This is a genomic window from Ottowia flava, from assembly GCF_008017535.1.
Taxonomy (GTDB): Bacteria; Pseudomonadota; Gammaproteobacteria; order Burkholderiales; family Burkholderiaceae_C; genus Ottowia; species Ottowia flava.
On the sequence record NZ_VRUA01000015.1, the window covers coordinates 1 to 24938 of the forward strand.

A 24938-nucleotide genomic window follows, 5' to 3' on the forward strand; every position below is an offset into this window, starting at 1 on the left:
GAGGCAAACTACTACCGGTGACTCGCCAGTCAGGCCACTGCGGTGATGGCCTGACTTAAACCAAACAGCCTCCCCGAATCCCGGGGCGATTCAGCAGCGCTGGAATCATCACTACAACTGACATCGCCCGCATCAGGGTATCAGAGGCGTTGCCCCGATGACCAGACTTAACAGATCAAGAAATAACCTCTTGACGCTTCACGCCTAGCACTTGAGCGGGTGGGACATGCAGCTGACTTCTGTCGTACCAACTGGTCGCGTATGAATCGATGACTTATTCGGCTCGAACGGTTCGTGGACGGGTGCTTACTCAAAACGCTGCGCGAGATCGACGAGTGCGCAAGCGAATTCCTAGTCAGCCGAGCTGCTATCGGCTTTATTCGATGCACCTGATCTTGACGCTGTTCCTAGCTCAAGCGCATCTGCGGCAAACGCGAACATATTCAGTCCCAATCTCGGCCTCTCGGCAACCTTGAGCCGGGCGGAGAAATGACCTCACCTCGCTTCGACAATCGGCCAGCCCTGCCGTCCGTCTCGACTGAGTGTCCCACCGAGATCTATTGCCGATGGCCGAGCTGTCCCAAAGCAACAGCTACTGGTGCATTCGGATTAGGCGACTTCGCGCGCAATGGGAATCGGAGGACGTCTGACCTTTAGGCACCATCACACGCCGTGAAAAAAAGCCACTGCCCGTGACGGACAGTGGCTTTGTTTAATGTGGGATTCAATGTGGGACAAATCCCAAATATCTTCCTAACTTATTGATTTCATTGGGCAACTGGCGGAGAGGGAGGGATTCGAACCCTCGGTAGGGTCGCCCCTACGCCTGATTTCGAGTCAGGTACATTCGACCACTCTGCCACCTCTCCGCAAATTCGTGTCGAACGGGGGATTCTAGCAGGCTTGCAGTCGCCGTTTGCGCTGATCGGCGGAAATTTGCAGCCTGCTTAGGCGCGCAGGACGTCGACGCCACCCAGGTACGGCCGCAGCGCCGCAGGCACGTTGATCGAGCCATCGGCGTTCTGGTGGTTTTCCAACACGGCGACCAAGGCGCGGCCAACCGCCAGGCCGGAGCCATTGAGGGTGTGCACCAGCTCGTTCTTGCCGGCCGCGTTCTTGAAGCGCGCCTGCATGCGGCGCGCCTGGAAGGCTTCGCAGTTGCTGACGGAGCTGATCTCGCGGTAGGTGTCTTGCGCGGGTACCCACACTTCCAGGTCGTAGGTCTTGGTGGCGCCAAAGCCCATGTCGCCGGTGCACAGCAGCACGACGCGGTAGGGCAGCTCCAGCGCCTGCAGCACGGCTTCGGCGTGGCCGACCATGGCTTCAAGGGCGTCGTAGCTGTGGTCGGGGTGGGCGATCTGCACCATCTCGACCTTGTCGAACTGGTGCTGGCGGATCATGCCGCGCGTATCGCGCCCGGCGCTGCCGGCTTCGGAGCGGAAGCACGGCGTGTGCGCCGTCATCTTGATGGGCAGATCTGCCTCGGGCACGATCTCGCCAGCCACCACGCTGGTCAGCGTGACTTCGGACGTGGGGATCAGGTACAGCGCTTCGCCCTCGCCTTCCTGGCCACCCTTCTTGGCGGCGAACAGATCCGCCGCAAACTTGGGCAGTTGGCCCGTGCCCTTCAAGGTGTCGGCGTTGACGATGTAGGGCGTGTAGCACTCGGTGTAGCCGTGCTGTTGGGTCTGCAGGTCCAGCATGAACTGGGCCAGCGCACGGTGCAGGCGGGCGATGGGCCCGCGCATGAAGGTGAAGCGCGAGCCGGCGAGCTTAGCGCCGGTTTCAAAGTCCAAGCCCAGCGGCTCGCCCAGGGCCACGTGGTCCTTGATGGGGAAGTCGAAACTGCGCGGCGCCAGGCCATGCGGCGCCCAGCGGCGCACTTCCTGGTTGGCGCTTTCATCGGCCCCCAAGGGCACGCTGGCGTGCGGCAGATTGGGCACGCTCAGCAACATGTCGTTCATCTCGGCCTGCAGCGCGCTCAACCGCTTCTCAGATACATCTAACTCGAGATTTATCTTCGTGACTTCGCTTTTGGCATGTTCGATGAGAGATTCCGCATTGTCATGATCCTCCGTCGCACGTAGTCGAGCCGCTTGGCCCATAGCAATGCCTACCTGCTTGGACGCCTTATTGCGCTGCGACTGCAGCTCTTCGGTGCGCGTCTGCAGCGTCTTGCGCTCGGCTTCCAGCGACTGGAAAGCGGTGACATCCAAGAAGGGTTGCGGGTTCTTGCGGGCCTGCAGACCAGCAACCACACGGTCCAGGTCTTTGCGAAGGAGAAGGGGATCAAGCATGGCGCCAATTGTAGGTGGCGCCGTGGGCGGGCGCGCCGCGCGGCACGGGCGCAGGCGGGGCTACCGAGCCAACCGCCATCGCGCGCCAGGACCACGCAAGCTGCGCACAACTGCGCACGCCCACACAACTTAATTTCAAATGAAATCGGCCTCTGGCCCTGCAAGGGATTGCGCGGTCAGCTTCTCTATTGATAGCGCTTCGCCGCGCATGGTGACTTGCGCGAAGGCACGCCCGTCAGCGCAGATGTTCCAGATTCACCTCGGCCGCGCCGTCCAAGCGCAGGCCTTTCGGCAGAGGGAATTTCACCGTCTCTTCGATCCCCGCGAGCGACCGGACCGACACCGCGCCCAGCGCGCGCAGCCGCTCGATCACCTGGCGCACCAGAATGTCTGGGGCCGACGCGCCCGCCGTGAGGCCAATGTGGCGCGCACCTTCGACCCATTCGGCCTGCAGCTCATCCGCGCTGTCGATCATGTAGGCGGCGGTTCCCAGCTTCTTGGCGACTTCACGCAGGCGGTTGCTGTTGCTGCTGGTCGGGCTGCCGACGACGATGACCACGTCGACCTGTGGCGACAGCAGCTTGACCGCGTCCTGACGGTTCTGGGTGGCGTAACAAATGTCTTGCTGCTTGGGCTCGCGCACCTGCGGAAAGCGCGCCTTCACGGCGGCGGTGATCTCGGCTGCGTCGTCCACGCTCAGCGTGGTCTGCGTCACCACGGCCAGCAGCGCCTCCTGGGCGGGCTGGATCCGTGCCACGTCTTCCACGTCTTCGACCAGGTGGATGCCGTCGTCCAGCTGGCCCATGGTGCCTTCAACCTCGGGGTGGCCCTTGTGGCCGATCATGATGAATTCGTAGCCTTCACGGCGCAGCTTGGCCACTTCGACGTGCACCTTGCTGACCAGCGGGCAGGTCGCATCGAACACCTGAAAGCCGCGCGCCTCGGCCTCGCGTTCGACGGCCTTGGGCACGCCATGCGCGCTGAACACCAGCGTGGCGCCCGGCGGCACGTCGGCCAGCTCTTCGATGAAGATCGCGCCCTTGGCCTTCAGGTCGTTGACGACGTAGGTGTTGTGCACGATCTCGTGGCGCACGTAGATCGGCGCGCCAAACTTGGCTAGCGCGCGTTCGACGATTTCGATGGCGCGGTCCACGCCGGCGCAGAAGCCGCGCGGCTCGGCCAAAACAATGTCTGCACCCGCCCCCACGCTCCGCATTGGCGTGTCTGCGCTGCCCCCCGCGGGGCCTGCCTTCGCCTTGGGGTGGTCCGGCGGCGAAGGCGGGAAGTTGGTCGCGTCTGACATGTTCACAGCACCCCGATGATCTGCACTTCAAACGTCACCGGCTGGCCGGCCAGCGGGTGGTTGAAGTCCAGGCGCAGCGCGCCGTCGTCGCGCACGGCCTGCACCACGCCGGCAAACTGGCCTTGGCCGTCGGGCGTGGGCAGTTGCACCACGTCACCGATCTCGTACCGCTCGTTCGGATCGCCCATGCTGTCCAGTTCGCGGCGGGCTAACCACTGGACCATGTCCGGGTTGCGCTCGCCAAAGGCGGCGCCGCCCGGCAGGTCAAAGCTGGCGTGGGCGCCCTCTTCCAGGCCGATCAGGCGCTCTTCCATGGCGGGCGACAGCTCACCCGCACCCAGTGTCAGCGTGGCCGGTTTGCCGCCGAAGGTGCTGACGACATCGCCCTGTGGGCCGGCCAGACGGTAATGCAACGTGAGAAAGGAGCCCGGTTCGACGGTGGTCATAAACGTCCCAGATAAACTGCTCCGGATTGTAGGAAACCCCCGGCGTTGACCCGGTCATGACGTTGAAAGACCTTCCGCCCGACGCGCGCCCGCGCGAGAAGCTGCTCGCGCGCGGTCCCGGCGCGCTGTCCGATGCCGAGCTGCTGGCGCTGCTGCTGCGCACCGGCACGGCGGGGCGCGGGGTCTTGCAGATGGCGCAGGAAGTGTTGGACGCCTTTAGCGGCCTGGCGGGCCTGCTGCACGCCAGCGCCAACGATCTCAAGCGCGTCAAGGGCCTGGGCGGCAGCGCCAAACGTGCCGAATTAATGGCGGTGCTGGAACTCGCCCGCCGCGCGCTGGCCGAGCAGCTGCGCACGCGCCCGGTGTTCGAATCGCCCACCGCGGTCAAGGACTACGTGCAGCTGCACCTGGGCCAGCGCCCGCACGAGGTGTTTGCCGTGCTGTTTCTGGACAGCCAGCACCGGCTGATTGCGCTGGAAGAGCTGTTTCGCGGCACGCTGGGCCAAACCAGCGTGTACCCGCGCGAAGTCGCCCTGCGCGCCCTGCACCACCACGCCGCGGCCGTCGTGCTGGCGCACAACCACCCCAGCGGCAGCGTCACGCCCAGCCGCGCCGACGAGGTGCTGACGCAAACGCTTAAGACCGCGCTGGCACTGCTCGACGTGCGCGTGCTGGACCACGTCATCGTGGGGCCAGGCCAGGCGCTGTCGATGGCGGAGCAAGGCCCGTGGTGAAGGCGCGGTCACTGCAGGACCTGAAGCTGATCAAGGCGCAAATGGCGCAGGCGCGCGAGCAGGCCGCGGCCGAAGCCGCGCGCCGCGCCCAAGCCGAGCGCCAGGCACGTGCCGAACAGACCCTGTTCGCGCGCGCCGTCGGTCCTACCCAGCCGCTGCGCGCCCACGGCCGCGTACTGCACACGCCGGCGGCAACGCCGCCTGAACCACGCCAGCGCCAGATCGACGAACAGGCCGTGTTGCGCGAGTCGCTGTCCGATGAGTTTGACACCAGCACACTGTTGCACGTCGATGGCGACCTAAGCTACAGCCGGCCAGGCGTTGGCCCGGACGTGACAGCCAAACTGCGGCGCGGACACTGGGCGGTGCAGCGGCAGATCGATCTGCATGGGTTGCGCACCGACGAAGCACGCGAGGCGCTGGGCCAGTTCCTGCGCGAGGCGCAGCGCGCAGGCGTGCGCTGCGTGCGTGTGGTGCACGGCAAGGGCCTGGGCTCGCCCGGGCGCACACCGGTGCTCAAAGCCAAGGTCCACGGCTGGCTGATCCAGAAAAAGGAGGTGCTGGCCTTCGTGCAGGCCAAGCCGCTGGAAGGCGGTGCGGGCGCCGTGCTGGTGCTGCTGGCGAGTCCTGGGCGGACGTAGCTTGTCCCTGCGTTCATTCAAGAAAATAGTGGCTGTAGCCCATGCGCAGCAAGCGCAGAGAGCTCTCTATTTGGGAGCAATTTCGTTCTTGATGAAGGTTTCTCGCCGCACCTGAAGTGCGCGCCAGATCAGCAGGATCAGCGCCAGCGCGGCCGGCACGGTCAGCGCGGCGAAGGCGATGCGGTAGCTGCCGGTGGCCGAGGCCATCGCGCCGAAGGCGGGCGCGCCGGCCACCACCCCGAAGAAGGTGAACATCAGCGTGCCGCCGGTGGCCACGCTGGCCTGCCCGGGCGGCGCCTGGCGCGCCACTGCCGCCAGGTACACGCCGTTCCAGCCGATGCCTGATGCGCCCAGCAGCGCCACCACGGCCCACACTGCCAGCGTGGGCCACCCGGTTTGCAGCACGGCCACACCCACGCAGCTGAGCGTCATCAACGCCGACAGCAGGATCAACGTGTTGCGCGGGCCCAGGCCGCGGTCGGCCACCACACCCCAGCCGACGCGTGCGAACACCCCCGCGAACTGCGCCACCGCCAGCGCGGCACCGGCGGCGAGGAGCGTCATGCCCAGCACGTCGTGCAGGTAGGTGACGAGGTAGGACGTGGTCGAAATCTGCACCGCCGAATACAGGAACGACACCGCCGCCAACACCGTCAGCGAGCGGTGGCGCGCCACCAGGCGCAGCGGCTCGAACAGCGTGGCCAGCACCAGCGGGCGGCCGGGTTGCCGGTCGGTATCGAGCGGTGCGCGCAACGGCTGCGCCAGCAGCGCACAGCCAGCGCAGGCCAGCGCCACGAAGACCAGCGTCATCTGCCAGCCTGCCGCCAGCGCCGAGCCCGGCACCAGCGCACCGGCCAGCATGCCGCCCAGCGGCACGCCCGTCTGCTTGATGGAAAACACCAGCGACATGCGGTGCGCGGGCGTGGTGCGCGCCAGCAGGTGCGAACTGCCCGGGTTGATCGGCCCGTAGCCCGCGCCCAGCAGGAGCGCGCCCGGCACCAGCAGCGGCAGCCAGCCGCTGGCGCTGAGCAGCAGGCCTGCCGTGCTCATCAACAGCCCGACCTGGCTGGCGCGGATGGCGCCCATGCGCTGCACCATCGGCCCGCCCAGCAGGCTGAAGACCATCGCCGCCAGATAGCACAGCGCGACGTAGACGCCCACCAGTGCGCTCGACACGCCCAGCGCGCCGGCCGCCGCGGGCGCCATGGCGGGCAGCGTGAACATGCCCATCGACGCGATGGCCTGGATGGCGGTGGTGACGATCAGGGTCCACAGCGCACTGGGCGCTGCCGGCGCGGCGGCGGGCGCCTCAGACGCCACGGTTGCGCATCCAGTCCGCCGTCTGGAAGAAGCTGCCGCGCAGCCGTTCGCGCAGCGGCGCGGGCACATCGGTTTCGCCCATGGCTTGGTCCATGCAGGCCAGCCACTGGTCGCGCTCCAGCACGCCAATGGAAAACGGCATGTGCCGCATGCGCAGGCGCGGGTGGCCGAAGCGCTCGACATAGTGGTCGGGCCCGCCCAGCCAGCCGCACAGAAACCAGAACAGCTTTTGCCGCGCATCGGCCAGCGTGCTGCCGTGCGTGGCACGCAGCGCGGCGTAGCCGGGCTCCAGGTCCATCAGGTCGTAAAAGCGCTCGACCAGCGCGTGCACGGCGGGCTCGCCGCCGATCTGCTCGAACGGCGTGAGCTGCTCTGTCGCTGCACCAATTTCCTCAGACAAATCCGCCTCCAGCCCTTGATGGATCAGCGCAATCAGCTACTCAATGCATAGCATGTGCGCAAAGCCTTCATTCTAGGCGTCGGGCGCGTCCTTGCCCGCCGCGCGGTCTTAGCCACCGTCACCGCGGGGCCCATGTGCGCTGGAGGCGGCCTGCGTGGCCGCATCGGCCTCGCGCGCGGCGTCGGCCTGGGCTTCTGGCGTCCAGCGAAAGCGTGTCAGATCGGGCGCCGGCTCGACAGGCTCGGCAACGGGCGCTTCAGACTCCTCATCGGGCATCTCGAAGTCCAGTTTCAGCGGATCGCCGTAGTCGCGGTGCAGGTGGACGGTGCTGCGCTCGCCCACCGCGTCCAAGTGCTTGCGCAGCCACCGCGTGGCGCTTTCCTGGCCGATGGCGAACAGCTGCTCCAGCGTGGCCGGTTGGGGCGTGATCTTGCTGGCCGCGGGCATGTCGGCCAGCACCTTGCCACCGTCGATGCGGTGCACGTGGATCGGCTTGAGGCCCGGGCGCGCGATGCCGCTGGCCACCATTTCATTGACCAAGGCAATGGTGCGCATCTGGGCGATCAGACTGGCGTTGAAGGTCAGGTCGTTCACGCGGTCGGTGATCTCGGCCATGGTGGTGGGCTTGCCCGGGCGGCGCAACGGGTTGATCTGCACCAGCAGGATGTCCTGGCTTTCACCCGATTCCACCAACGGGCCCAGTGCCGGGTTGCTGGCGTAACCGCCGTCCCAGTACAGCTTGCCGTTGATCTCCGGCGCCTGAAACAGCTGCGGCAGACAGGCCGACGCCATCACCGCCTGCGCCGTCAGGCGCCGGCCGCTGAAGATGGCGGCGCGCCCCGTCTCGACGTCGGTCGCGGCGACAAACACGCGCGGCGACTTGAGCCGGCCAATCCGGTCGAAGTCGATCGTCTCGGCGATCAGCTGGCGCAGCGGGTTGATGTCCAGCGGGTTGGTCTGGTAGGGCGAAAAGCGTCCCCACGCGCTGGGCAGCGCGCCCATCACGAGCCGCGCCATACGCGAGGCGCTCTCGCTCATCGCGCCCATGCCCATCACTTTGCGCCACACGTGCGCCAGCGCCGCGCGCGCGCCTTCGGCCGGGTCGTCACCCGCGGCCAGCGCCGTGGCCCAGCCGTGCGCCAGTGCGACGGCGTTGACGGCGCCTGCACTGGTGCCGCTGATGGCGCCAAAGCGCACGCGCCCGTCCAGCAGCAAGGTATCGAGCACGCCCCAGGTGAACGCACCGTGCGCGCCGCCGCCTTGCAGGGCCAGTTGCAGCGTCTTGGTGTTGTCCGAATCGGCCATCCGCCAAGTGAACCACAGCACCATGACGCTGCCCGCCCCGTTGGTCGCGGACGCGGTCCCGACCTACAGAGTGCGGACTCTAATTTGGGGGCAACGCCCCTCTACCGCTGGTTGCCCAGGCCGTGACCTGATTTCAAGCAAAAATCGGCTGTCGCGCTACATCCATCTGCGCAGACAGCTTCTTTTTTTGTAGCGCGACAAAGTTCAACGCAAGCTGCCGACGTCGTGCGTCCGCAGCTTCCCGGGCAGCCAACGCACGGCGCAGCCGTTCCAGCCGCGCCCGCGCGAGCTCACTTGCCCAGGTCGATCCGGTACACCGAATAGCTGCCGGTGCCGCCGTTGATGCCGGTGTCGTCGGCCTTGTCCAAGCTGATGTTGGCCAGGCCTGCGTCCTGCGCCACCTGCAACTCGGCCTTGCCGGACTTGAACAGCACCTTGCCCGCCGTCGTGGCCTTGGCGAAACGCCAGCTGCTGGTGCTGCCGTTGGCCGCGCGCGTGACGTTCTTGCTGGCCTTGGCGAAGTTCAGCACCACCTCGCGGTTGGCGTCGGGCGAAGCCCAGACGATGTCGAAGGTCTTGCCCGTGCCCAGGATGTAGGGCGCGCTGCTGTTGGCACGGTAGTTGTTGGTAGCGACGATGAATTGCTGTGCCGGGTCGATCGGCTGGCCCTTGTAGGTCAGGTTTCTGATGCGCTCTTCGCCCGCCACCGGCTGGTTGACGTTGTACTTCGGCTTGGTCACGTCGATCTCGTACGCGATGTCGGGCGAGGTGAACACGTCGAAGTTGTAGCCCGGGAAGGCGCTGCCGGGTTGCACGCCGGTCTTGCTGTCGTTGATCAGCCACTGGTCCTCGGTCTTGGCCGGGTCGATCCGGTTGAAGCGGTTGGCCGCGTTCTCCAACCACAGCTTGATCTGCGCGCCGTTGACCTTGACAGCGTTGATGGTGTTGTTGTCGTACAGGTACAGGTCGGCCGCGGCGGCCACCGTCAGCTGACCGGCCTTAACGTCGGTGTAATCACTGGCGTTGCCGTAGCCGGCCTTGAACGGCGCGGTGACGGACAGCACCGGCAGGTCCTTGTACTGCGGCAGGTTGGCCTGCACGTAGCGCGCCACGTGGTCCTGCTGCGCCTGGTTGACGATCTGCAGCGCGCCCACGTCGCCCACGTCGGCGAACAGCGAGCTCAGGCGAAAGTCGCTGCTGCCGATGGGCGAGGCGACGTAGGCGCGGGTCTTGTCGTGCAATGCCTGCACGGCGGCGACCACGGCCGCGTCCGGGGCGACGAACTGGCCCTGCCCGGTCTGGGTGGTACGCACCTGCACGTCGGTCTTGGCGCGGTCGATCGACCACTTCTTGGTGCCGGCGTTCCACTGCAGCGCGTAGTTGATGACGCCCAGCGCCTTGCCCCACGAGCTGGCCATGACGGCCGGCACGCCATTGACGGCGCCCTTGGCGTTGTCGGCACCCGCGAACTTGTAGGCCGGTGTAGCGCCGCGGTCGGGGAAGGTGTTGTGCTCATGCCCCATGACGATGCCGTCGATGCCTGGCACGTCCTTGGTGATGTAGAAGCCCGGGTTCTCCATGCCCTGCGAATAGCCGTTGGCGCTCATGCCGCCGTGCAGCAGTACGAAGACCAGGTCAGCGCCCTTGGCACGCACCTCGGGCACGTATTTCCTGGCGGTTTCCACCCCGTCCTGCGTGCTGACCTTACCGTCCAATTTGTCCTTGTCCCAGTTCAAGATGCCGGGCGTGGTGATGCCGATCACGCCGATCTTGATCGGCAGCGTGCCGGGCTTGCCGTCGGCCTGGGTCACGGTCAGCTTGCGCTCCAGGATGACGTAGGGGTCGACCAGCGGCTTGCCCGACTTCAGGCTGGTGACGTTGGCCGTGACGATGGGAAAGCCCGGGCCTTTGTCCTTGCTGCCGATCTTCGGATCGACACCGGCCACATCCAGGCCGCCGCCCAGGATCTGGCTGAGGTACGGCAGCCCGAAGTTGAATTCGTGGTTGCCCAGCGTGCCCGCGTCGTACTTCAGCGTGGCCATCGCCTTGTACATCGTCAGCTGCTGCGAGGCGGGAATCGGCGCGACCTGCGCCTCGTACGTGCCCAGCACCGTGCCCTGGATGGTGTCGCCGTTGTCGACCAGCAGCGTGTTGGCGAACTCCTGGCGCGCCTGGTGAATCAACGTGGCGGTGCGCTCCAGGCCAACGGTGTTGTCGGCCTTGTCCGAGTAGTAGTTGTAGCTGCGCGCGTAGTAGTGCAGGTCGGTCGTTTCCAGCAGCGCCAGCTGCGCCGTGGCGTTCTGGGACGAGCCGGACGAATCGTCGTCGTCACTGCCGCCACACGCAACGAGGCCAATGGCCAGCAGGCTGGCCAGCGCGAGACGGCCGAGAGAAAAAGAAATCAGCTGTGACATGCGACACGCATCCATGGTTTGAAGCAACCGCAGGATGCTGGACGGGCCATGTGACAGCGCGTTGAAACGGCGCAGCGACCGTGTAACCGGTGATGACACGTGCGTCGAGGCGCTGGTCTGCGGTCTTGCTTCTGCACCGAATGGCGCGCGTCGGCGCGGCCACCCTCACGCGCCTCTAAAAGCGATTGGAAATAAAAACAGCGTTCGCCCTACAACCACCTACGCGCATAGCTATTTATTCGTTAGCTTCAGATGGGCTGAACAGAACAACCCGGCTTGGCGAGCCGCGGCGTGCCCGGGAGGGTCAGGGCGCCGACTCCCGCCAGGGTGCGAACACGCCACACCGCGCACGGCGCCCCAGTGATCGCAGCTGGGGCGCCGCCGGCTATTCCGCGGCTTGCCGGAGGGTTTCCACCACCGGCCGGCGCAACACCTCGCGTAGCCCCCACCAACCGGCGCCCAGCGCCAGCACCGCGCCAACCACGCTGCCGGCCAGCGGCACCCAGGGCGAGGCGTGCCATTCAAAGTCGAAGGCGTAGCGCGCCATGGCCCAGCCCACGGCCACCGCGACCACGCTGGCCAGAAAGCCGGCCAGCAGGCCGACGCCGACCAGCTCGGCCCGCTGCACCTGACGCAGCAGTTGGCTGCTGGCGCCCACCGCGCGCATGATGGCAAATTCGCGTGCGCGTTCCTCGCGCGTGGCGCTGACGGCGGCAAACAGCACGATGAGGCCCGCCACCAGGGTGAAGCCGAAGAGAAATTCCACCGCGCGGATCACCTGGTCCAGCACGCGCTGGACCTGGGCGATGGTGGCGCTCATGTCCACGTTGGTGATGTTGGGGAAGTCGCGCACCAGCGCGTTGTCGAAGCCCGGTTGGTTCGGCGCGCGGTAGGCCGCGATGTAGGTCACGGGCAGATCGGCCATGGCCGCCTGCGGGAACATGACGAAGAAGTTGACGTGCATCGACGCCCAGTCCACCTTGCGCAGGGAGGTGATTCGGCCTTCGAGCGGCATGCCGCCGACGTCGAAGCGCATGCGGTCGCCCAGCTTCAGGCCGAGCGTCGTGGCCAAGCCTTCTTCTACGCTGACGGCATCGGCCTCGCCCGGCTGCCAGCGGCCGCCGACGACCTCGTTGTGTGGCGGCGCTTCGGCCGCGTTGGACAGGTTGAACTCGCGGTCGACCAGGCGCTTGGCGCGCTCCTCGGCGTAGTCGTCCATCGAGACGGCGCGCCCGTTCACCGCCACCAGCCGCCCACGGAACATCGGGTACCAGTTGAGCCGCTGCACGCCGGCCTTGTCCAGCGCGGCGCGGAAGGCCTCGCTCTGGTCGGGCATGACGTTGATGACGAAGCGGTTGGGCGCGTCGGCCGGCGTGGCGGCGCGCCAGCTGCTGATCAGGTCGGTGCGCAGCAGCACCAGCAGCACCAGCGCCAGCAAGCCCACGGCCAGGCTGCTGACCTGCACCACCGCATACGCCGGCCGTGCCGAAATCTGGCGCGTGGCCAGTGCCAGCCAGCGCGGGGCGCGCGCTTCATTCACAACGCGACGCAGCAGTTTGACGGCGACCCAGGACAGCGCGGCAAACACCGCCACCGCGCCGGCAAAGCCGCCCACGGCGATCAGCCCCAGCTTCAGGTCAGCGCTGACGGCCAACAGCAGGGCGGCAAAGCCCGCCACGCCCAGGCCCAGCACGGCAAGCGATGCGGCCTTCAGCCCGCCAACGTCGCGCCGGATCACGCGCAGCGGAGGCACTTGCGCCAGCTGCAGCACCGGCGGCAGGCCGAACGCCATCAGCAGCGTGAGCCCGATGCCCACGCCGAACAGCACCGGCCAGAAGCTGGCACCGGGCAACGCAGCTTCGACCAGCCCTGCCAGCAGCCATACGAAGACGTAATGCACCGCAAAGCCGATCAGCACGCCCAGCAGGCTGGCCGCCAGGCCGATCAGCAGGAATTCGACCGTGTACGCACCCGCGATGGCGCGCTGCGGCAGGCCGAGCACACGCAGCATGGCGCAGTCGTCCAGGTGCCGCGCCGCAAAGCCGCGCGCAGCCAGCGCCACCGCCACCGCCGACAGCAACGCCGCCAGCAGCGCGACCAAGTTGAGGAATTTCTCGGCCCGGTCCAGCGTCTGGCGCATTTCGGGGCGGCCGCTTTCCAGCGATTCCAGCCGCACGCCGTGCACCTCAGGCTTTTTCAGCTCGGCCTCGGCCCAGGTCTGATAACGCTTGACGGCCTCGGGCGCGCCGGCCACGGCCAGGCGCCAGGTGATGCGGCTGGCGGGCTGCACGAGGCCCGTGGCGGGCAAGTCGGCCTCGTTGATCAGCACCCGCGGCGCGAAGCTCATGAAGCCGGAGCCTCGGTCCGGCTCCTGCGCGATCAATTGGCCGATGCGGAAGTCGGTGTCGCCCAGCAGCACGCTGTCGCCCAGCTTCAGGCCCAGTGCCTCCAGCAACGCGGCATCGACCCAGGCCTGCTTGGGTTGCGGAATGGTGCTGACCGGTGTGCCGACCAGGTCGCCCGTGGCCTGCGTCAGCCGCACCTGGCCACGCAGCGGGTAACCGGCCCCGACAGCCTTGAGCGCAACGAGCCGGGTCGCGCCGCCTTGCGCATCCGCCGCGCGGCCCATGGTGGGGAAGCTGAGCGTCTGCGCCGTTTGCAGGCCCAGGGTGCGCGCCTGCGCGGCCCATTGCGGGGTGGGCGCGTTGTCGCTGACGATGACGGCGTCGCCGCCCAGCAGCTGGCGCGCGTCGCGCTGCAGACCGCCTTGCAGCCGGTCGGAGAAAAAGCCGACCGCCGTCAGCGCAGCCACGGCCAGCGTGACGGCGACCATGACCAGGCGCAACTCGCCCGAACGCAGGTCGCGCCACAGCGTGCGCCAGCCCAGGGTCCACAAGGAAATGTTCATGCACGCACCTTAGCGCAAGCCGGCTGGGGCATGGCCATGGAATGGGCTCGGCTGGCCGGCAGAATTTTGAATAAAACAGCGCTTCTGCCCTACACCCACCTGCGCAAGCAGCTACTCTTTCAATAGTGCATCGTGGGCGGGTACCGCGTCCCACACCAAGCGCTCAGGTGCGCTGTAGCAAAGAAAGCGCTTGTTGATGGCCCGCCCGATGGCGCACAGACCCAGGCGCTGGGCGACTTCCAGCCCCATCTGCGTGATCCCGCTGCGCGAGACGACCAGGGGCACGCCCATCTGCGCCGACTTGATGACCATCTCGCTGGTCAGCCGGCCGGTGGTGTAGAACAGCTTGTCGCCGCCCTGCTGCACCGCCGGCGGCTGCAGCCACATCCAGCCAGCGATGGTGTCGATGGCGTTGTGGCGGCCTACGTCTTCGACGAAGAGCAGCATCTGATCGCCCTGGAACAGCGCGCACGCATGCACCGAGCCGGCCGACTTGTAGGTGCTTTCCTGCAGGCGGATGGCGTTCAGCACCGCGTACAGCGTGGTCTGCGTCAGCCGCGCATCGCCCAGGCAGATCTGGTCGACGTTGGCCATCAGGTCGCCAAACACGCTGCCTTGCCCGCAGCCCGTGGTCACCACCCGCTTGGCGGTGCGCTCTTCGATGTGTTCGATGCCGCCGCGCGTTTTGACGGCGGCGGCGCCCACCTCCCAGTCGACGGTGATGGATGCGATGTCGTCCAGCGAAGCCACCAGGTGCTGGTTGCGCAGGTAGCCCAGCACCAGCCATTCGGGGTGCGCGCCCAGCGTCATCAGCGTGACCAGTTCACGCTTGTCGACGTAGACGGTCAGGGCGCGTTCGGCGGGGATCGAGGCGTCCTGCTCCTCACCCCGTTCATTGACGGCGCGGATGTCCTGCGTCAGCAGGGATCGCGCGTGGCTCAGGTGAGGCAATCGGGAATTCGGTGACATGCGTGCTGGCCACAAAATGACAGGCCGCCCCGGCAATGCCGACGCGGCCTGACGGTGCGGATGGGTCGCAGTCTAGCGCCGAACGCGGCTCACTTGGTGGTGGATGACGCGGACGCGGGAGGAGCCACGCTGGCCGGCGCAGACGCCGCGTTGGCCACCTCGGCCTGCGTCTGCGGCGTGGTGACGGGAGGCGTGCCGACCGCCGCCGCCGACGAGTGCGCACCGGCCGCTTCCAGCGGCTTCGGCGCTTCCGGCGTGTAAACGAAAGGACCGGGGTCGGTACACGGCGGTGTGGTCAGGGCCGGCTGCACAGTCTTGCCGGCGGCCGCCGCACCGGCGCGGTACTTGGCCGCCACGCGGTCCTGGGCATTGCACAGCTGAAAGCCGTCCACCTTGGCCTGCCAGGCGGACTTGGCGGCGGCTTCGGCCGCCTTGGCCTTGGCCTCGGGTGTGGGCGCGGGCAACTTGGCCCACGCACTGGCGCACAAGGCCGTGGCAGCGATCGCGGCGAGGTACTTGGTCATGGCTACTGCTTCCTTCAAGTCGTCGATCCGGCAGGCGTCGGCGGCACCGGGTCCGGCGCACTCTGACCCGAGCGCTGCGCGGGGATCTTGCCGGCAACGATGTCGTCGTACCAGAGCTGGTGGTGCTCACGCGCCCATTCCTCACTCACGTAGCCGGTCTTCATGGCGGAATAGGCGCCGTACATGCCCACGGTGCCCATGTAGATGTGCCCGATCATCAGCGCCATCATGAACAGGCCGGCGGTCAGGTGGATCATGTGGGCGATCTGCATGTCGCCGCGCAGGTATTCCAGCCCCGGCACCAGCTTGTTCAGCACCAGGCCCGACGCCACGACGATCAGGCCGGGAATGGTCACGGCCCACCAGAAAATGCCCTTCTCGCCGGCGTTGAAACGGTGCGACGGCACCTGCTCGTGGGAGAACATGCCGCCCAGCTTGCGCAGCCAGGTGAAGTCGGCCAGGCTGGCGAAGTTGTCCTTGATGAAGGTCAGGATCACCACCAGCAGCGATACGGCGAACGCTGGCCCGACAAAGTTGTGCACGTACTTCAGCGCATAGGTCAGCCAGCCGGCCAGATGCAGGCCGAGCACCGGCTGAAGAAAGAACTTGCCGAACGCCATGGTCAGGCCCGAGATCGCCAGCGCCACAAACGCAGCGGCGTTGACCCAGTGCGCGGCGCGCTCGAACGGCGTGAAGCGCTCGATCGGGCGTGCCGTGTCTTTGGGCTCCTTGTGGCCCAGCGGCCCCGAGGTGAAGAACAGGATGGCCAGGGCCAGCACCACGATGCCCAGCAACGCCGCGCCGTAGGGCAACAGCCAGTGGTTGCGCACCTGTCGCCAGGCCTCGCCCGCGCTGGTGAACCGCGAACCGGGGTACTGCACCATCGGCTGGATCAGGTTGCCCGCTTCGGGCGCTTCGGATTTCGGCAGGCTGCTGTAGCCGGTGACCCCACCGCCGACCGCGCGCCACATGGGCGCGTTGTTGCCGGGTTGCACGCGGTTGCGCTCGCCGTTGGTCTGGTTCGCGTAACCGGGATCGGCTGCGGCATCCGGTCCGATCTCGAAGATGTTGGCGCTTTTCACGCCGGGCATGGCGGGTGCTGCGGCGGTCGCTGGCGTCGATGCGGGTGCCGCACTTTCGACAGCCGGTGCCGCCGCCGGTGCAGACGCTGCCTCAGGCGCGCTTTGCGCCCACGCCGCGCCCACGCACCCAAGGCTCAGCAAGGCTGCGCGCAGGAGCGAGAGCATTCTCATGGCTTTCCTCCGATCAGGGCTTCACGACGCGCGTGTAGTCGTTCTGACCATATTGGCCGCGGGCGCGCAGTTCCTGCTGCCAGCTGTTGACGTCACCCGGCTTCCAGCCGGGCGCGGTGAACGCGGCCACGCCGGTGCCATCGAACGCTGGCTGGTCCAGCTTGGCGCCGGAGCGGTTGTCCTGCGGCTTCTCGCCGCAGGCGGCCAGCGCGACGACCGCCGCAGCGGCGATCCAAACCCAGGGACGGCTCATGACTTGCCTCCTTGCGTGCGCTCGCGGTTCTGATGCTGGTTGCCGTAGGCCGTGCCCCAGCCCCAGACTTCAGCGCCCTTGCCGCGTGCGACGACGCGGGTACGGAAGATGTCGGCCACCATGTCGCCATCGCCGGCCAACAGCGCCTTGGTCGAGCACATCTCGGCACAGGCCGGCAGCTTGCCTTCGGCCAGACGGTTGCGGCCGTACTTCTCGAACTCGGCCTGGCTACCGTTCTTTTCAGGGCCACCGGCGCAGAACGTGCACTTGTCCATCTTGCCGCGTACGCCCCACTCGCCCTTGCTCGGGAACTGCGGCGCGCCGAACGGACAGGCGTAACTGCAATAGCCGCAGCCAATGCAGACGTCCTTGTCGTGCAGCACCACGCCTTCATCGGTGCGGTAGAAGCAGTTGACCGGACAGACCGCCATGCAGGGCGCGTCCGAGCAGTGCATGCAGGCCACCGAGATCGATTTCTCGCCCGGCACGCCATCGTTGAGGGTCACCACGCGACGGCGGTTCACGCCCCACGGCACCTCGTTCTCGTTCTTGCAGGCGGTGACGCAGCCGTTGCACTCGATGCAGCGCTCGGCGTCACAGATGAATTTCATTCTTGCCATGACGTTTGCCTCACGCTTTCTCGACGTTGCAGATGGTGGTCTTCGTTTCCTGCATCATGGTGACGCTGTCGTAGCCGTAGGTCGTACCCGTATTGACCGCCTCACCGCGCACGATCGGATGTGCGCCCTCGGGGTAGTACTCGAGCAGATCCTTGCCTTCCCAGCGGCCCGAGAAGTGGAAGGGCATCCAGGTGGTGTCGGGCGCCACGCGCTCCGTCACCAGCGCCTGCACATTCAGGCGTGCGCCGGTGGGGGTCACCACCCAGCAACGGTCGCCGTTGCGGATGCCGCGCTCGCTGGCGGCCTTCGGGTTGATCTCGACGAAGCACTCCTGCTGCAGTTCAGCCAGCCAAGGGTTGGAGCGCGTTTCCTCGCCGCCGCCCTCGTACTCGACCAAGCGGCCGGAGGTCAGGATCAGCGGGAATTTCTCGTACATCTTCTCGGCCACGTTCCGGTCCTGCACCGTCTTGAACAGCGTCGGCAGCCGCCAGAAGGTCTTCATGTCGTTGTGCGTCGGGTACTTGGCCACCAGATCCGGGCGCGTGCCGTACAGCGGTTCGCGATGCTGCGGAATCGGGTCGGGGAAGTTCCAGACCACGGCGCGCGCCTTGGCGTTGCCGAACGGGTGGCAGCCGTGGTTCTTCATCACCACACGGATGATGCCGCCAGACGAGTCGGTCTTCCAGTTCTTGCCCTCAGCCGCCTTCTTTTCGGCCTCGTTCAACTCGTCCCACCAGCCCAGCTTCTTGAGCAGGATGTGGTCGAACTCGGGGTAGCCGGTCGTGATGTCGGAACCCAACGAGTGCGAGCCGTCCTCGGCCAGCAGGTTGACGCCGTCGCGCTCGACGCCGAAGTTGGCGCGGAAGTTTCCGCCGCCGTCCATGACGTGCTTGTGCGTGTCGTAGAGGTTGGGCGAGCCGGGGTGGCGGAATTCGGGCGTGCCCCAGCACGGCCAGGGCAGACCGAAGTAGTCGCCGGTCATGTCGACGCCCGTCTCCTTGTCCTTGACGGTGCCCTTGGCCTTGAGCGTGCGCACGTCGAACGACGCCATGTTCTTCATGTGGGCCTTCAGGCGCTCGGGGCTCTGCCCCGTGTAGCCGATGGTCCAGACGCACTTGTTGATCTCGCGCAGGATGTCATCGGGCAAGGGCTCGTCCATGCCCTTGATCTTCTGCATCTTGTAGTTCTTGACCAGTTCCTTGTCGAAGCCCAGCTTCTGCGCGAGCTGGTACATGATCATGTGGTCACTGCGGCTTTCCCACAGCGGGTCGATCACCTTCTCGCGCCACTGCAGCGAGCGGTTGGATGCGGTGCAGGAGCCGCTGGTCTCGAACTGGGTGCAGGCCGGCAGCAAATAGACCGCGCGGTTCGGGTTCACCTGGCCATCCTTGGCCGGCGGCATGGCGGCCATCGCCGCCGTGGCCGACGGGTATGGATCGACCACGACCAGCAGATCCAGCTTGTCCATGGCCTTCTTCATTTCGAGGCCGCGGGTCTGCGAGTTGGGCGCGTGGCCCCAGAAGAAGACGGCGCGCAGGTTATGGTCCTGATCGATCAGGTCGTTCTGCTCCAGCACCCCATCGATCCAGCGGCTGACGGTGATGCCGCTCTTGCCCATCATCGCGGGGCTGGCGTACTGCTTCTTGATCCACTCGAAGTCCACGCCCCAGGTGTTGGCGAAATGCTTCCACGAACCCTCGGCCAAGCCGTAATAGCCTGGCAGCGAATCCGGGTTGGGCCCCACGTCGGTCGCGCCCTGCACGTTGTCGTGGCCGCGGAAGATGTTGGCGCCGCCGCCCGAGACCCCCACATTGCCCAAGGCCAGCTGAACGATGCAGGAGGCCCGCACCATCGCATTGCCAATGGTGTGCTGGGTCTGGCCCATGCACCAGACCAGCGTGCCGGGGCGGTTGTCCGCCATCATCTTGGCCACGCGGGCCATCTGCTCTTCCTTGACGCCGCAGGCCTCTTCCACCTTGTCGGGCGTCCACTTGGCCAGCACGTCTTCACGGACCTTGTCCATGCCGAACACGCGGTCGTTGATGTACTTCTTGTCTTCCCAGCCGTTCTTGAAGATGTGGTACAGCAGGCCGAACAGGAAGGGAATGTCCGTGCCCGAGCGGATGCGCACGTATTCGTCCGCCTTGGCCGCCGTGCGCGTGAAGCGCGGATCGACCACGATCATCTTGCAGCCGGTTTCCTTGCTGTGCAGCATGTGCAGCATCGACACCGGGTGCGCCTCGGCGGCGTTGGAGCCGATGTACAGCGCGACCTTGCTGTTCTGCATGTCGTTGTAGCTGTTGGTCATCGCGCCGTAGCCCCAGGTGTTGGCCACTCCGGCCACCGTGGTGCTGTGGCAGATCCGCGCCTGGTGGTCGCAGTTGTTGCTGCCCCACAGGCTCATCCACTTGCGCAGCAGGTACGACTGCTCGTTGCTGTGCTTGGACGAGCCGACCACGTACACGCTGTCTGGGCCGCTTTCCTTGCGCAACGCCAGCATCCGCTCGCTGATTTCCTTGAGCGCGTCGTCCCAGCTCATGCGCTGGTACTTGCCGTTCACCAGCTTCATCGGGTAGCGCAGGCGGTATTCGCCGTGGCCGTGCTCGCGGATCGATGCCCCCTTGGCGCAGTGCGCGCCCAGGTTGATGGGCGAGTCGAACACCGGCTCCTGGCGCACCCAGACGCCGTTTTCGACCACCGCGTCCGACGCGCAGCCGACCGAGCAGTGCGTGCACACGGTGCGGCGCACTTCGACCTTGCCGCTGCCGTCGACCGACTTGGCGCCCTCGGCCGCACCGGCCTTTTTGACCAGCGCGAGTTGTGACGCGGCCAGACCCGCGCCCACGCCCAGACCCGAGCGGCGTAAGAACGCGCGACGGTCCATGGTGGGGACGGCCTGCGACAGGCCATGGCGCAGGCGGTGAACAAACGAAGAAGCGATCGGGGCACCTGCGCCGACGCCGGATTTCTTGGTAAGCAACATGGTGGGAGCCTTTGTGTCAGCGCATCAGATTCGGGTGGTCTTGTAGTAGCGCTGCACGTGCTCGCTCAGCGTGTAACCGCCGCCGCGCTCGGGCGCTGGCTTGGCGGGCGCCGCGGCGACCGGCGCCTGTGGCTTGACCAGGGGAAGCGCAGACGACACCGCGGCAACCGCCCCTGCGGTGCCCACGCCGGCAAACACCGCACGGCGCGACAGTTGCGAAGAGGATTTGGACTTCATCGTGGACACCTCCTGAAGGCCGAATAGGAATTTGTTTGCATAGGTTACTCTCGAATGATAACGGTGCAACCCCATACTCACTGGGGGGTTATCCCGACAAGCACGGTGCGGCATTCGCGCACTGCTCCCATCGACCCCCATTTACTCTTATTTTTATAGCTTGCTGCGCTGTCCCCTGTAGGGAGCAAGCCTGAAAACGCTCTAAGCCGAATCATTCGACCAGGTCGAACCCCTGGGCTTCAACCTCAGCGAACGCATACAGGAAATCCCCTACGGCCTGGTAGAAGGGCGCGGCCGGGCGTTCCCGCAGTTGCTCGGCCAAGCGCCCAATCCACGGTTGCAGGTGCCGCGTATAGAAGTGCTGTTGCTGCGCCAGGTTGGCGACAGCGACGTCGTCGCCGGCGATCAGGTAGCGCATCACCTCGCACAGGTAGGCGATGTGGTCTTCCGTGTTGCCCGTGGCCTCGTCACGCCCCAGACCGAGCTGGGCCAGATCGGCACGCAACTGGGCCAGTGGCTTGTCGTTGAGAAAGCCGCTCATGAAGTGCGAGCCGTAGGGCAGGACGTCCGGCTTGCCCACGCCGCCAAACAGCGCGTCGTACTCGGTGGCGATCTCGGCATCGGTGCGTGCGCGGGCCGCGCCCACCAACTGGCGGAAAGGCTCTTCCAGAAACGCGCCGGGCACGGGCGCTTCGGTCACGGCCAGGCGCAGGTTGGCCAGCAGCTCAGGGGACGGCGGCGCCTGGAACAGCAGCGCCAGCAGGCCGTAGACCTCGGCACGCGCCACTTCTTCGTCCAGACCGTCATCGGTCAGTCGCAGTTCGCTCATGGTTTCCACCCTCCGGGGCCAATGCGGTCGGGCACCTGGTCGATGCGCACTTCCTGTGCATCGGTGTAGATGTCGACCACGCGGCAATCGGCGCACATCTCCAGGCGCTCGAGTGCCGCGCCCTGGAACATGGCGTGTCCGGCCAGCCGGCCCAGCATCGCCTCGACCGCCTGCACGGTGCCAAACGGCTTGCCGCAGCGAATGCAGCCCCACGGCTGCGCCGCGTTCAGCTCGCGCGCCTGCTTGCGCTCGGGCGCCAGCGACAGGCGCGGCTGCAGCGTGATGGCGTCTTCGGGGCAGGTCGTTGCGCACAGGCCGCACTGCACGCAGTTGGCTTCGATGAAGCGCAGCTCGGGCCGCTCGTGGTTGTCCAGCAGCGCGCCGGCCGGGCAGGCGCTGACGCAGGACAGGCACAGCGTGCAACGGCCTTTGTCGACCTGCACGGTGCCCAGCGGTGAAGCGGCCGGCAAGGCAATCGCCTCGGGCAGCGGATCGGCCAGCGCCTGCGCCACCAGGTGGTCCAGCGCGAGCGACAGGTTGGCGCGCTTGTCGGCCTGCGGCGCGAAGGTGGCGGCGCTGGCCGGGCGGCGCTGGCGCGTGTGGGCCAGCTCCTGCAGTTCGGCGTCCAGATCGGTCGGCGTGCGCGCCTGCACCAGCTTGAAATGCGTGCCGGTGTAGCCCAGGCCGGCCAGCAGCGTCTGCGCCACGTCCATCTGCGCGCGCAGGCCGTCCAGGTACTGCGGCGCTTCTTCGTCGGTGGTCAGCACCACCACCTGCTGCGCGCCCCAGGCGATGGCGCTGAGCCACAGCTCGATCCCCACACTGGCGGTGTGCCACAGGCCGAGCGGGACCACGTGCGCGGGCACGCCATGGGCCACGCGCAGTTGCGCGGCGCGGCCCAGTTCTTCGACCAGCGCCCTGCCCTGGTTCTGGCTGTGCAGCAGCAGCGTGGCCGCTTCGCCCTTGCCCGCCGCGACCTGCGCGTACGTGCCCAGCAGCGAGCGCAGCTGCGCGCCCATGTCGGTCGCGCCCGGGTAGGCGTAGGTCAGCGCGCCGGTCGGGCACACCGTGGTGCAGGCGCCGCAGCCCACGCACAGGTGCGGGTTGACGTGGATGCGCTGCTCTTGCTTGCGGCTGCTGATGGCCTCGGCCGAACAGATGTCGATGCAGGCCTGGCAGCCCACTTGCTCGTTGCGCGCGTGGGCGCAGATCGACGGCTTGTAATGGAAGAAGCGCGGCTTTTCGAATTCGCCCACCAGCTCGCGCAGCGTCAGCAGCGCCTGCGCATCGCGTCCGTCCCAGCGCACGTAGCCCTGCGGCAGCGCGTGTTGCAGGAAGGTGGGCGTGGCGTGGGCTACGCGCAGGTCCAGCACCAGGTCGAAGCGCTCGGTCTGCGCCTCGGCCACGCGGTCGAAATTGATCGCCCCGGCGCTGCCACAGGCGGCCACGCAGGCGCGGTGGTTCTGGCAGGCCGCCAGGTCGATCTGGTAATCCAGGCCGATGGCGTTTTCCGGACAGGCGGCGATGCAGGCGTTGCAGCGCGTGCACAGGTCCAGATCGATCGGGTTGTTGGCGCGCCAGCCGATGTCAAACGCGCCCAGCCAGCCGGTGAGCGACTGCAACTGCCCCGCCAGCACCGGCCAGCGGCGGTCCTGCGCGCCACCGGCGTTGCCGGCGCCGGTGCTGAACACGGTGACGTCCAGCACGTCCTGCACCAGCGCCGCAGCGCGCTCGGCCGCGTCGACGGGGCCGATGATCAGCAACCGCCCCGCGCTGCGGTAGGTCACGGTGGCCACCGGCTGCGGTGCCGGCAGGCGCGCGGCCGCCAGCAGCGCGGCCATCTTGGGTGTGGCCTGCGCGGCATCGCGGCTCCAGCCGCCGGTTTCACGGATGTTGACGAAGCGGATGGGCACGCCGGCCGCCGCGCCTTCGGTCTGTTCGGCCAGTTCGCTGAACAGGCGCTGCTCCTGCGTGCAGGCGACGGTGACAAGTTCGCCGCTGGCCAGCGCGCGCTGAAAGTCGGGCGCCTCGCGCCGGCACAGGGTGCTGTGCGGCGTCAGGCTTTCATTCAGTGCCTGGCCGATGCGCCGGGCGTCCAGCGGCATCGTGCTGTTGCAGTCGCAGATCAGCGTCGGCATGGGCGCCCCCGGCAGGCGCCTGCGGCGCAGCGGCCTCGGGCAAGGTAGGTAAATCGTTGCATAGGACCGATGGTGCCACACCGGGGGCCTCAACGGCCGCTTCACCTGTGCGTTCCCGTCCTGTCAACGGGGTGGTCGCCGCAGCTTGCGAATTTTCAACAGAATTGGCCTCCAGCCCTACACCCATCTGCGCTGGCAGCTCCTCTTTTTGAAGCTTTTCAGCGCCATCCCCGCCGCGCAGCTGGCCCGTGTCAACCTCGCCTTCGGGCGCGTCAACCAGGTTCATGAAGCGTGCGCTCGCCAGCTGACCCAGCATGCTGGCGGGCATTGGCGTCGGGTTGGAGTAATCGTCGATATAGATATCGAGCCCGTCCATCACGTTGAAGTGCGGGTCGGAAAACAGCTTGCGCATCGCCGCGTTGCGCACCTCGGGCGAAACCGAGCGCGCCACGAAGGCGCTGTAATCCGACTCGCGCGTGAGCTTCGCCACGTCCTGCCGCGTCAGTTCGGGCGGTGCCTCGGCCGGTGGCGCATCTGCAGCGGGCGCCGCCGGCGTCAGCGCCGCGACCGCGCCGTCATCAGGGCGCTGTCCGACTGCTGGCACGGCAGGCGCGGCGGTTGCGGGTTCAGCACGCGCCGGCTCCTGCAGCACCTGCCCTTCACGCGCGCCCTGCTTGCGCCGCGACCAGCGACCCAGAAATCCTTCATCCGCCATGCGAAGCCCCTCCACTGCCGCCGCCACCACGGCGCTTTTCGCCAGTGGACACGCGCGCCGGGTTGCCAAAGCGGTCCTGCAGCGGCTGAAAGCTTTGCGGCCGCGCGCGGCGCTTGGGCTCGGCCTGGTAGTGGGCCCGCGCAAACGCGCTGATCCAGTCCACCACGTCGGGGGTTGCCGGCACCTGCTCGACCGTTTCCTGCGCGTCCAGCCAGCGGCCCGCGTCGTGGTAACTCAGGCTCACCGCCTGAGGCTGCGGGAAGGGCTCGCCGTCCGGCCCGTCTTCCATGCGCCACATCACGAACCAGCCGGGCGCGGGCGACGAGGCGTTCAGGTAATAGCCTTCGGCGTCGTCGCGGTAGAGCGTGACGCAAAAGCCCGGGAAGACCCAACTGGCGCCGCTGTCGTTGTCCACCAAAAGGCGCGGTGCGTCGCCGTGCTGCGGCTGCTGGGGCACCACATCGTCCAGCACCCAGCGCCACGCCTGCCACCGCGCGGCAGCGCCATGGTTGGCCACGCGGCGCATCAGCACCGAGACGTTAACGGTGGGGCGGCCCGGGGTGTTCGTGGCCGCGAGGGCTTGATCTGGCAATGTCACCAGACCATTATCGGCCGCGGCGAATGCATCGGCCCGGGTGGGTGTTTGTGC

21 protein-coding genes, 1 tRNA gene and 1 pseudogene are annotated in these 24938 nt (G+C 67.0%); 3 read left to right on the top strand and 20 right to left on the bottom strand.

The window, feature by feature from the left end; translation table 11 throughout:
- Positions 1–100: 100 nt before the first annotated feature.
- Positions 101–208, top strand: a pseudogene (locus FVQ98_RS14195) (IS481 family transposase); the annotation flags it as partial.
- Positions 209–779: 571 nt separating this feature from the next.
- On the opposite strand, the gene FVQ98_RS14200 reads toward FVQ98_RS14195, so the two are convergent.
- The 4 genes from FVQ98_RS14200 to FVQ98_RS14215 form a co-directional block, all read right to left on the bottom strand.
- Positions 780–869: transfer RNA gene (locus tag FVQ98_RS14200), tRNA-Ser, on the bottom strand.
- 78 nt (positions 870–947) lie between these two features.
- Positions 948–2297, bottom strand: a complete 1350-nt coding sequence (gene serS / locus FVQ98_RS14205) for a serine--tRNA ligase (RefSeq protein WP_147914116.1) — start codon at positions 2295–2297, stop codon at positions 948–950.
- Between the two features lie 235 nt (positions 2298–2532).
- Positions 2533–3513 carry a 4-hydroxy-3-methylbut-2-enyl diphosphate reductase gene (ispH, locus tag FVQ98_RS14210; protein WP_147914193.1) on the bottom strand — a complete coding sequence of 327 codons (981 nt, stop codon included), beginning with the start codon at positions 3511–3513 and terminating at the stop codon, positions 2533–2535.
- 89 nt (positions 3514–3602) lie between these two features.
- Complete coding sequence (locus FVQ98_RS14215) at positions 3603–4046, bottom strand: FKBP-type peptidyl-prolyl cis-trans isomerase (protein ID WP_147914117.1); 444 nt, start codon at positions 4044–4046, stop codon at positions 3603–3605.
- A gap of 56 nt (positions 4047–4102) precedes the next feature.
- On the opposite strand from FVQ98_RS14215, the gene radC reads away from it, so the two are divergent.
- Together radC and FVQ98_RS14225 are read left to right on the top strand one after the other, a co-directional pair.
- A complete protein-coding gene (gene radC, locus FVQ98_RS14220) occupies positions 4103–4780 on the top strand; it encodes a RadC family protein (RefSeq protein ID WP_147914118.1) in 678 nt (225 codons plus the stop codon).
- Between the two features lie 41 nt (positions 4781–4821).
- Positions 4822–5421: a Smr/MutS family protein gene (locus FVQ98_RS14225; protein ID WP_147914194.1), complete on the top strand. Its 600-nt coding sequence runs from the start codon at positions 4822–4824 to the stop codon at positions 5419–5421.
- 66 nt (positions 5422–5487) lie between these two features.
- Here the strand turns inward: FVQ98_RS14225 and FVQ98_RS14230 are convergent, their stop codons facing one another.
- From FVQ98_RS14230 to FVQ98_RS14305, 16 genes are all read right to left on the bottom strand, one after another.
- Positions 5488–6741 (bottom strand): MFS transporter, encoded by a 1254-nt coding sequence (locus FVQ98_RS14230; RefSeq protein ID WP_255507791.1) that lies wholly within the window; start codon positions 6739–6741, stop codon positions 5488–5490.
- Complete coding sequence (locus FVQ98_RS14235; RefSeq protein ID WP_255507792.1) at positions 6731–7141, bottom strand: group II truncated hemoglobin; 411 nt, start codon at positions 7139–7141, stop codon at positions 6731–6733. Before FVQ98_RS14235 ends, FVQ98_RS14230 begins: the two co-directional genes overlap by 11 nt.
- 108 nt (positions 7142–7249) lie before the next feature.
- A complete protein-coding gene (locus tag FVQ98_RS14240; RefSeq protein WP_370512964.1) occupies positions 7250–8470 on the bottom strand; it encodes a patatin-like phospholipase family protein in 1221 nt (406 codons plus the stop codon).
- 266 nt (positions 8471–8736) lie between these two features.
- Positions 8737–10860, bottom strand: a complete 2124-nt coding sequence (locus FVQ98_RS14245) for a bifunctional 2',3'-cyclic-nucleotide 2'-phosphodiesterase/3'-nucleotidase (RefSeq protein WP_370512965.1) — start codon at positions 10858–10860, stop codon at positions 8737–8739.
- A 385-nt stretch (positions 10861–11245) separates the two neighbouring features.
- Positions 11246–13768 carry an ABC transporter permease gene (locus FVQ98_RS14250; RefSeq protein ID WP_147914122.1) on the bottom strand — a complete coding sequence of 841 codons (2523 nt, stop codon included), beginning with the start codon at positions 13766–13768 and terminating at the stop codon, positions 11246–11248.
- A 111-nt stretch (positions 13769–13879) separates the two neighbouring features.
- On the bottom strand, positions 13880–14737 hold the full coding sequence (locus tag FVQ98_RS14255; protein WP_147914123.1) for a formate dehydrogenase accessory sulfurtransferase FdhD: 858 nt from the start codon (positions 14735–14737) through the stop codon (positions 13880–13882).
- A gap of 89 nt (positions 14738–14826) precedes the next feature.
- Positions 14827–15261: a hypothetical protein gene (locus FVQ98_RS14260; protein ID WP_255507793.1), complete on the bottom strand. Its 435-nt coding sequence runs from the start codon at positions 15259–15261 to the stop codon at positions 14827–14829.
- A gap of 14 nt (positions 15262–15275) precedes the next feature.
- Positions 15276–16508, bottom strand: coding sequence for a formate dehydrogenase subunit gamma (locus tag FVQ98_RS14265; RefSeq protein WP_147914196.1), 1233 nt, complete (start codon positions 16506–16508; stop codon positions 15276–15278).
- Positions 16509–16527: 19 nt separating this feature from the next.
- The gene (locus FVQ98_RS14270) at positions 16528–16767 is read right to left on the bottom strand and encodes a hypothetical protein (protein ID WP_147914124.1); all 240 of its coding nucleotides are present in this window, start codon (positions 16765–16767) and stop codon (positions 16528–16530) included.
- The gene (fdh3B, locus tag FVQ98_RS14275; protein WP_147914125.1) at positions 16764–17387 is read right to left on the bottom strand and encodes a formate dehydrogenase FDH3 subunit beta; all 624 of its coding nucleotides are present in this window, start codon (positions 17385–17387) and stop codon (positions 16764–16766) included. The genes FVQ98_RS14270 and fdh3B overlap by 4 nt, the downstream gene beginning before the upstream one ends.
- 10 nt (positions 17388–17397) lie before the next feature.
- Positions 17398–20370, bottom strand: coding sequence for a formate dehydrogenase subunit alpha (locus FVQ98_RS14280; protein WP_147914126.1), 2973 nt, complete (start codon positions 20368–20370; stop codon positions 17398–17400).
- Between the two features lie 24 nt (positions 20371–20394).
- Positions 20395–20607, bottom strand: a complete 213-nt coding sequence (locus tag FVQ98_RS14285) for a formate dehydrogenase (RefSeq protein ID WP_147914127.1) — start codon at positions 20605–20607, stop codon at positions 20395–20397.
- Positions 20608–20818: 211 nt separating this feature from the next.
- The gene (locus FVQ98_RS14290) at positions 20819–21436 is read right to left on the bottom strand and encodes a TorD/DmsD family molecular chaperone (RefSeq protein WP_147914128.1); all 618 of its coding nucleotides are present in this window, start codon (positions 21434–21436) and stop codon (positions 20819–20821) included.
- On the bottom strand, positions 21433–23541 hold the full coding sequence (locus tag FVQ98_RS14295; RefSeq protein WP_147914197.1) for a 4Fe-4S dicluster domain-containing protein: 2109 nt from the start codon (positions 23539–23541) through the stop codon (positions 21433–21435). The genes FVQ98_RS14290 and FVQ98_RS14295 overlap by 4 nt, the downstream gene beginning before the upstream one ends.
- Complete coding sequence (locus FVQ98_RS14300; RefSeq protein WP_147914129.1) at positions 23501–24289, bottom strand: DUF3306 domain-containing protein; 789 nt, start codon at positions 24287–24289, stop codon at positions 23501–23503. The genes FVQ98_RS14295 and FVQ98_RS14300 overlap by 41 nt, the downstream gene beginning before the upstream one ends.
- Positions 24279–24815 (bottom strand): DUF3305 domain-containing protein, encoded by a 537-nt coding sequence (locus FVQ98_RS14305; protein WP_147914198.1) that lies wholly within the window; start codon positions 24813–24815, stop codon positions 24279–24281. Before FVQ98_RS14305 ends, FVQ98_RS14300 begins: the two co-directional genes overlap by 11 nt.
- Positions 24816–24938 lie beyond the last annotated feature (123 nt).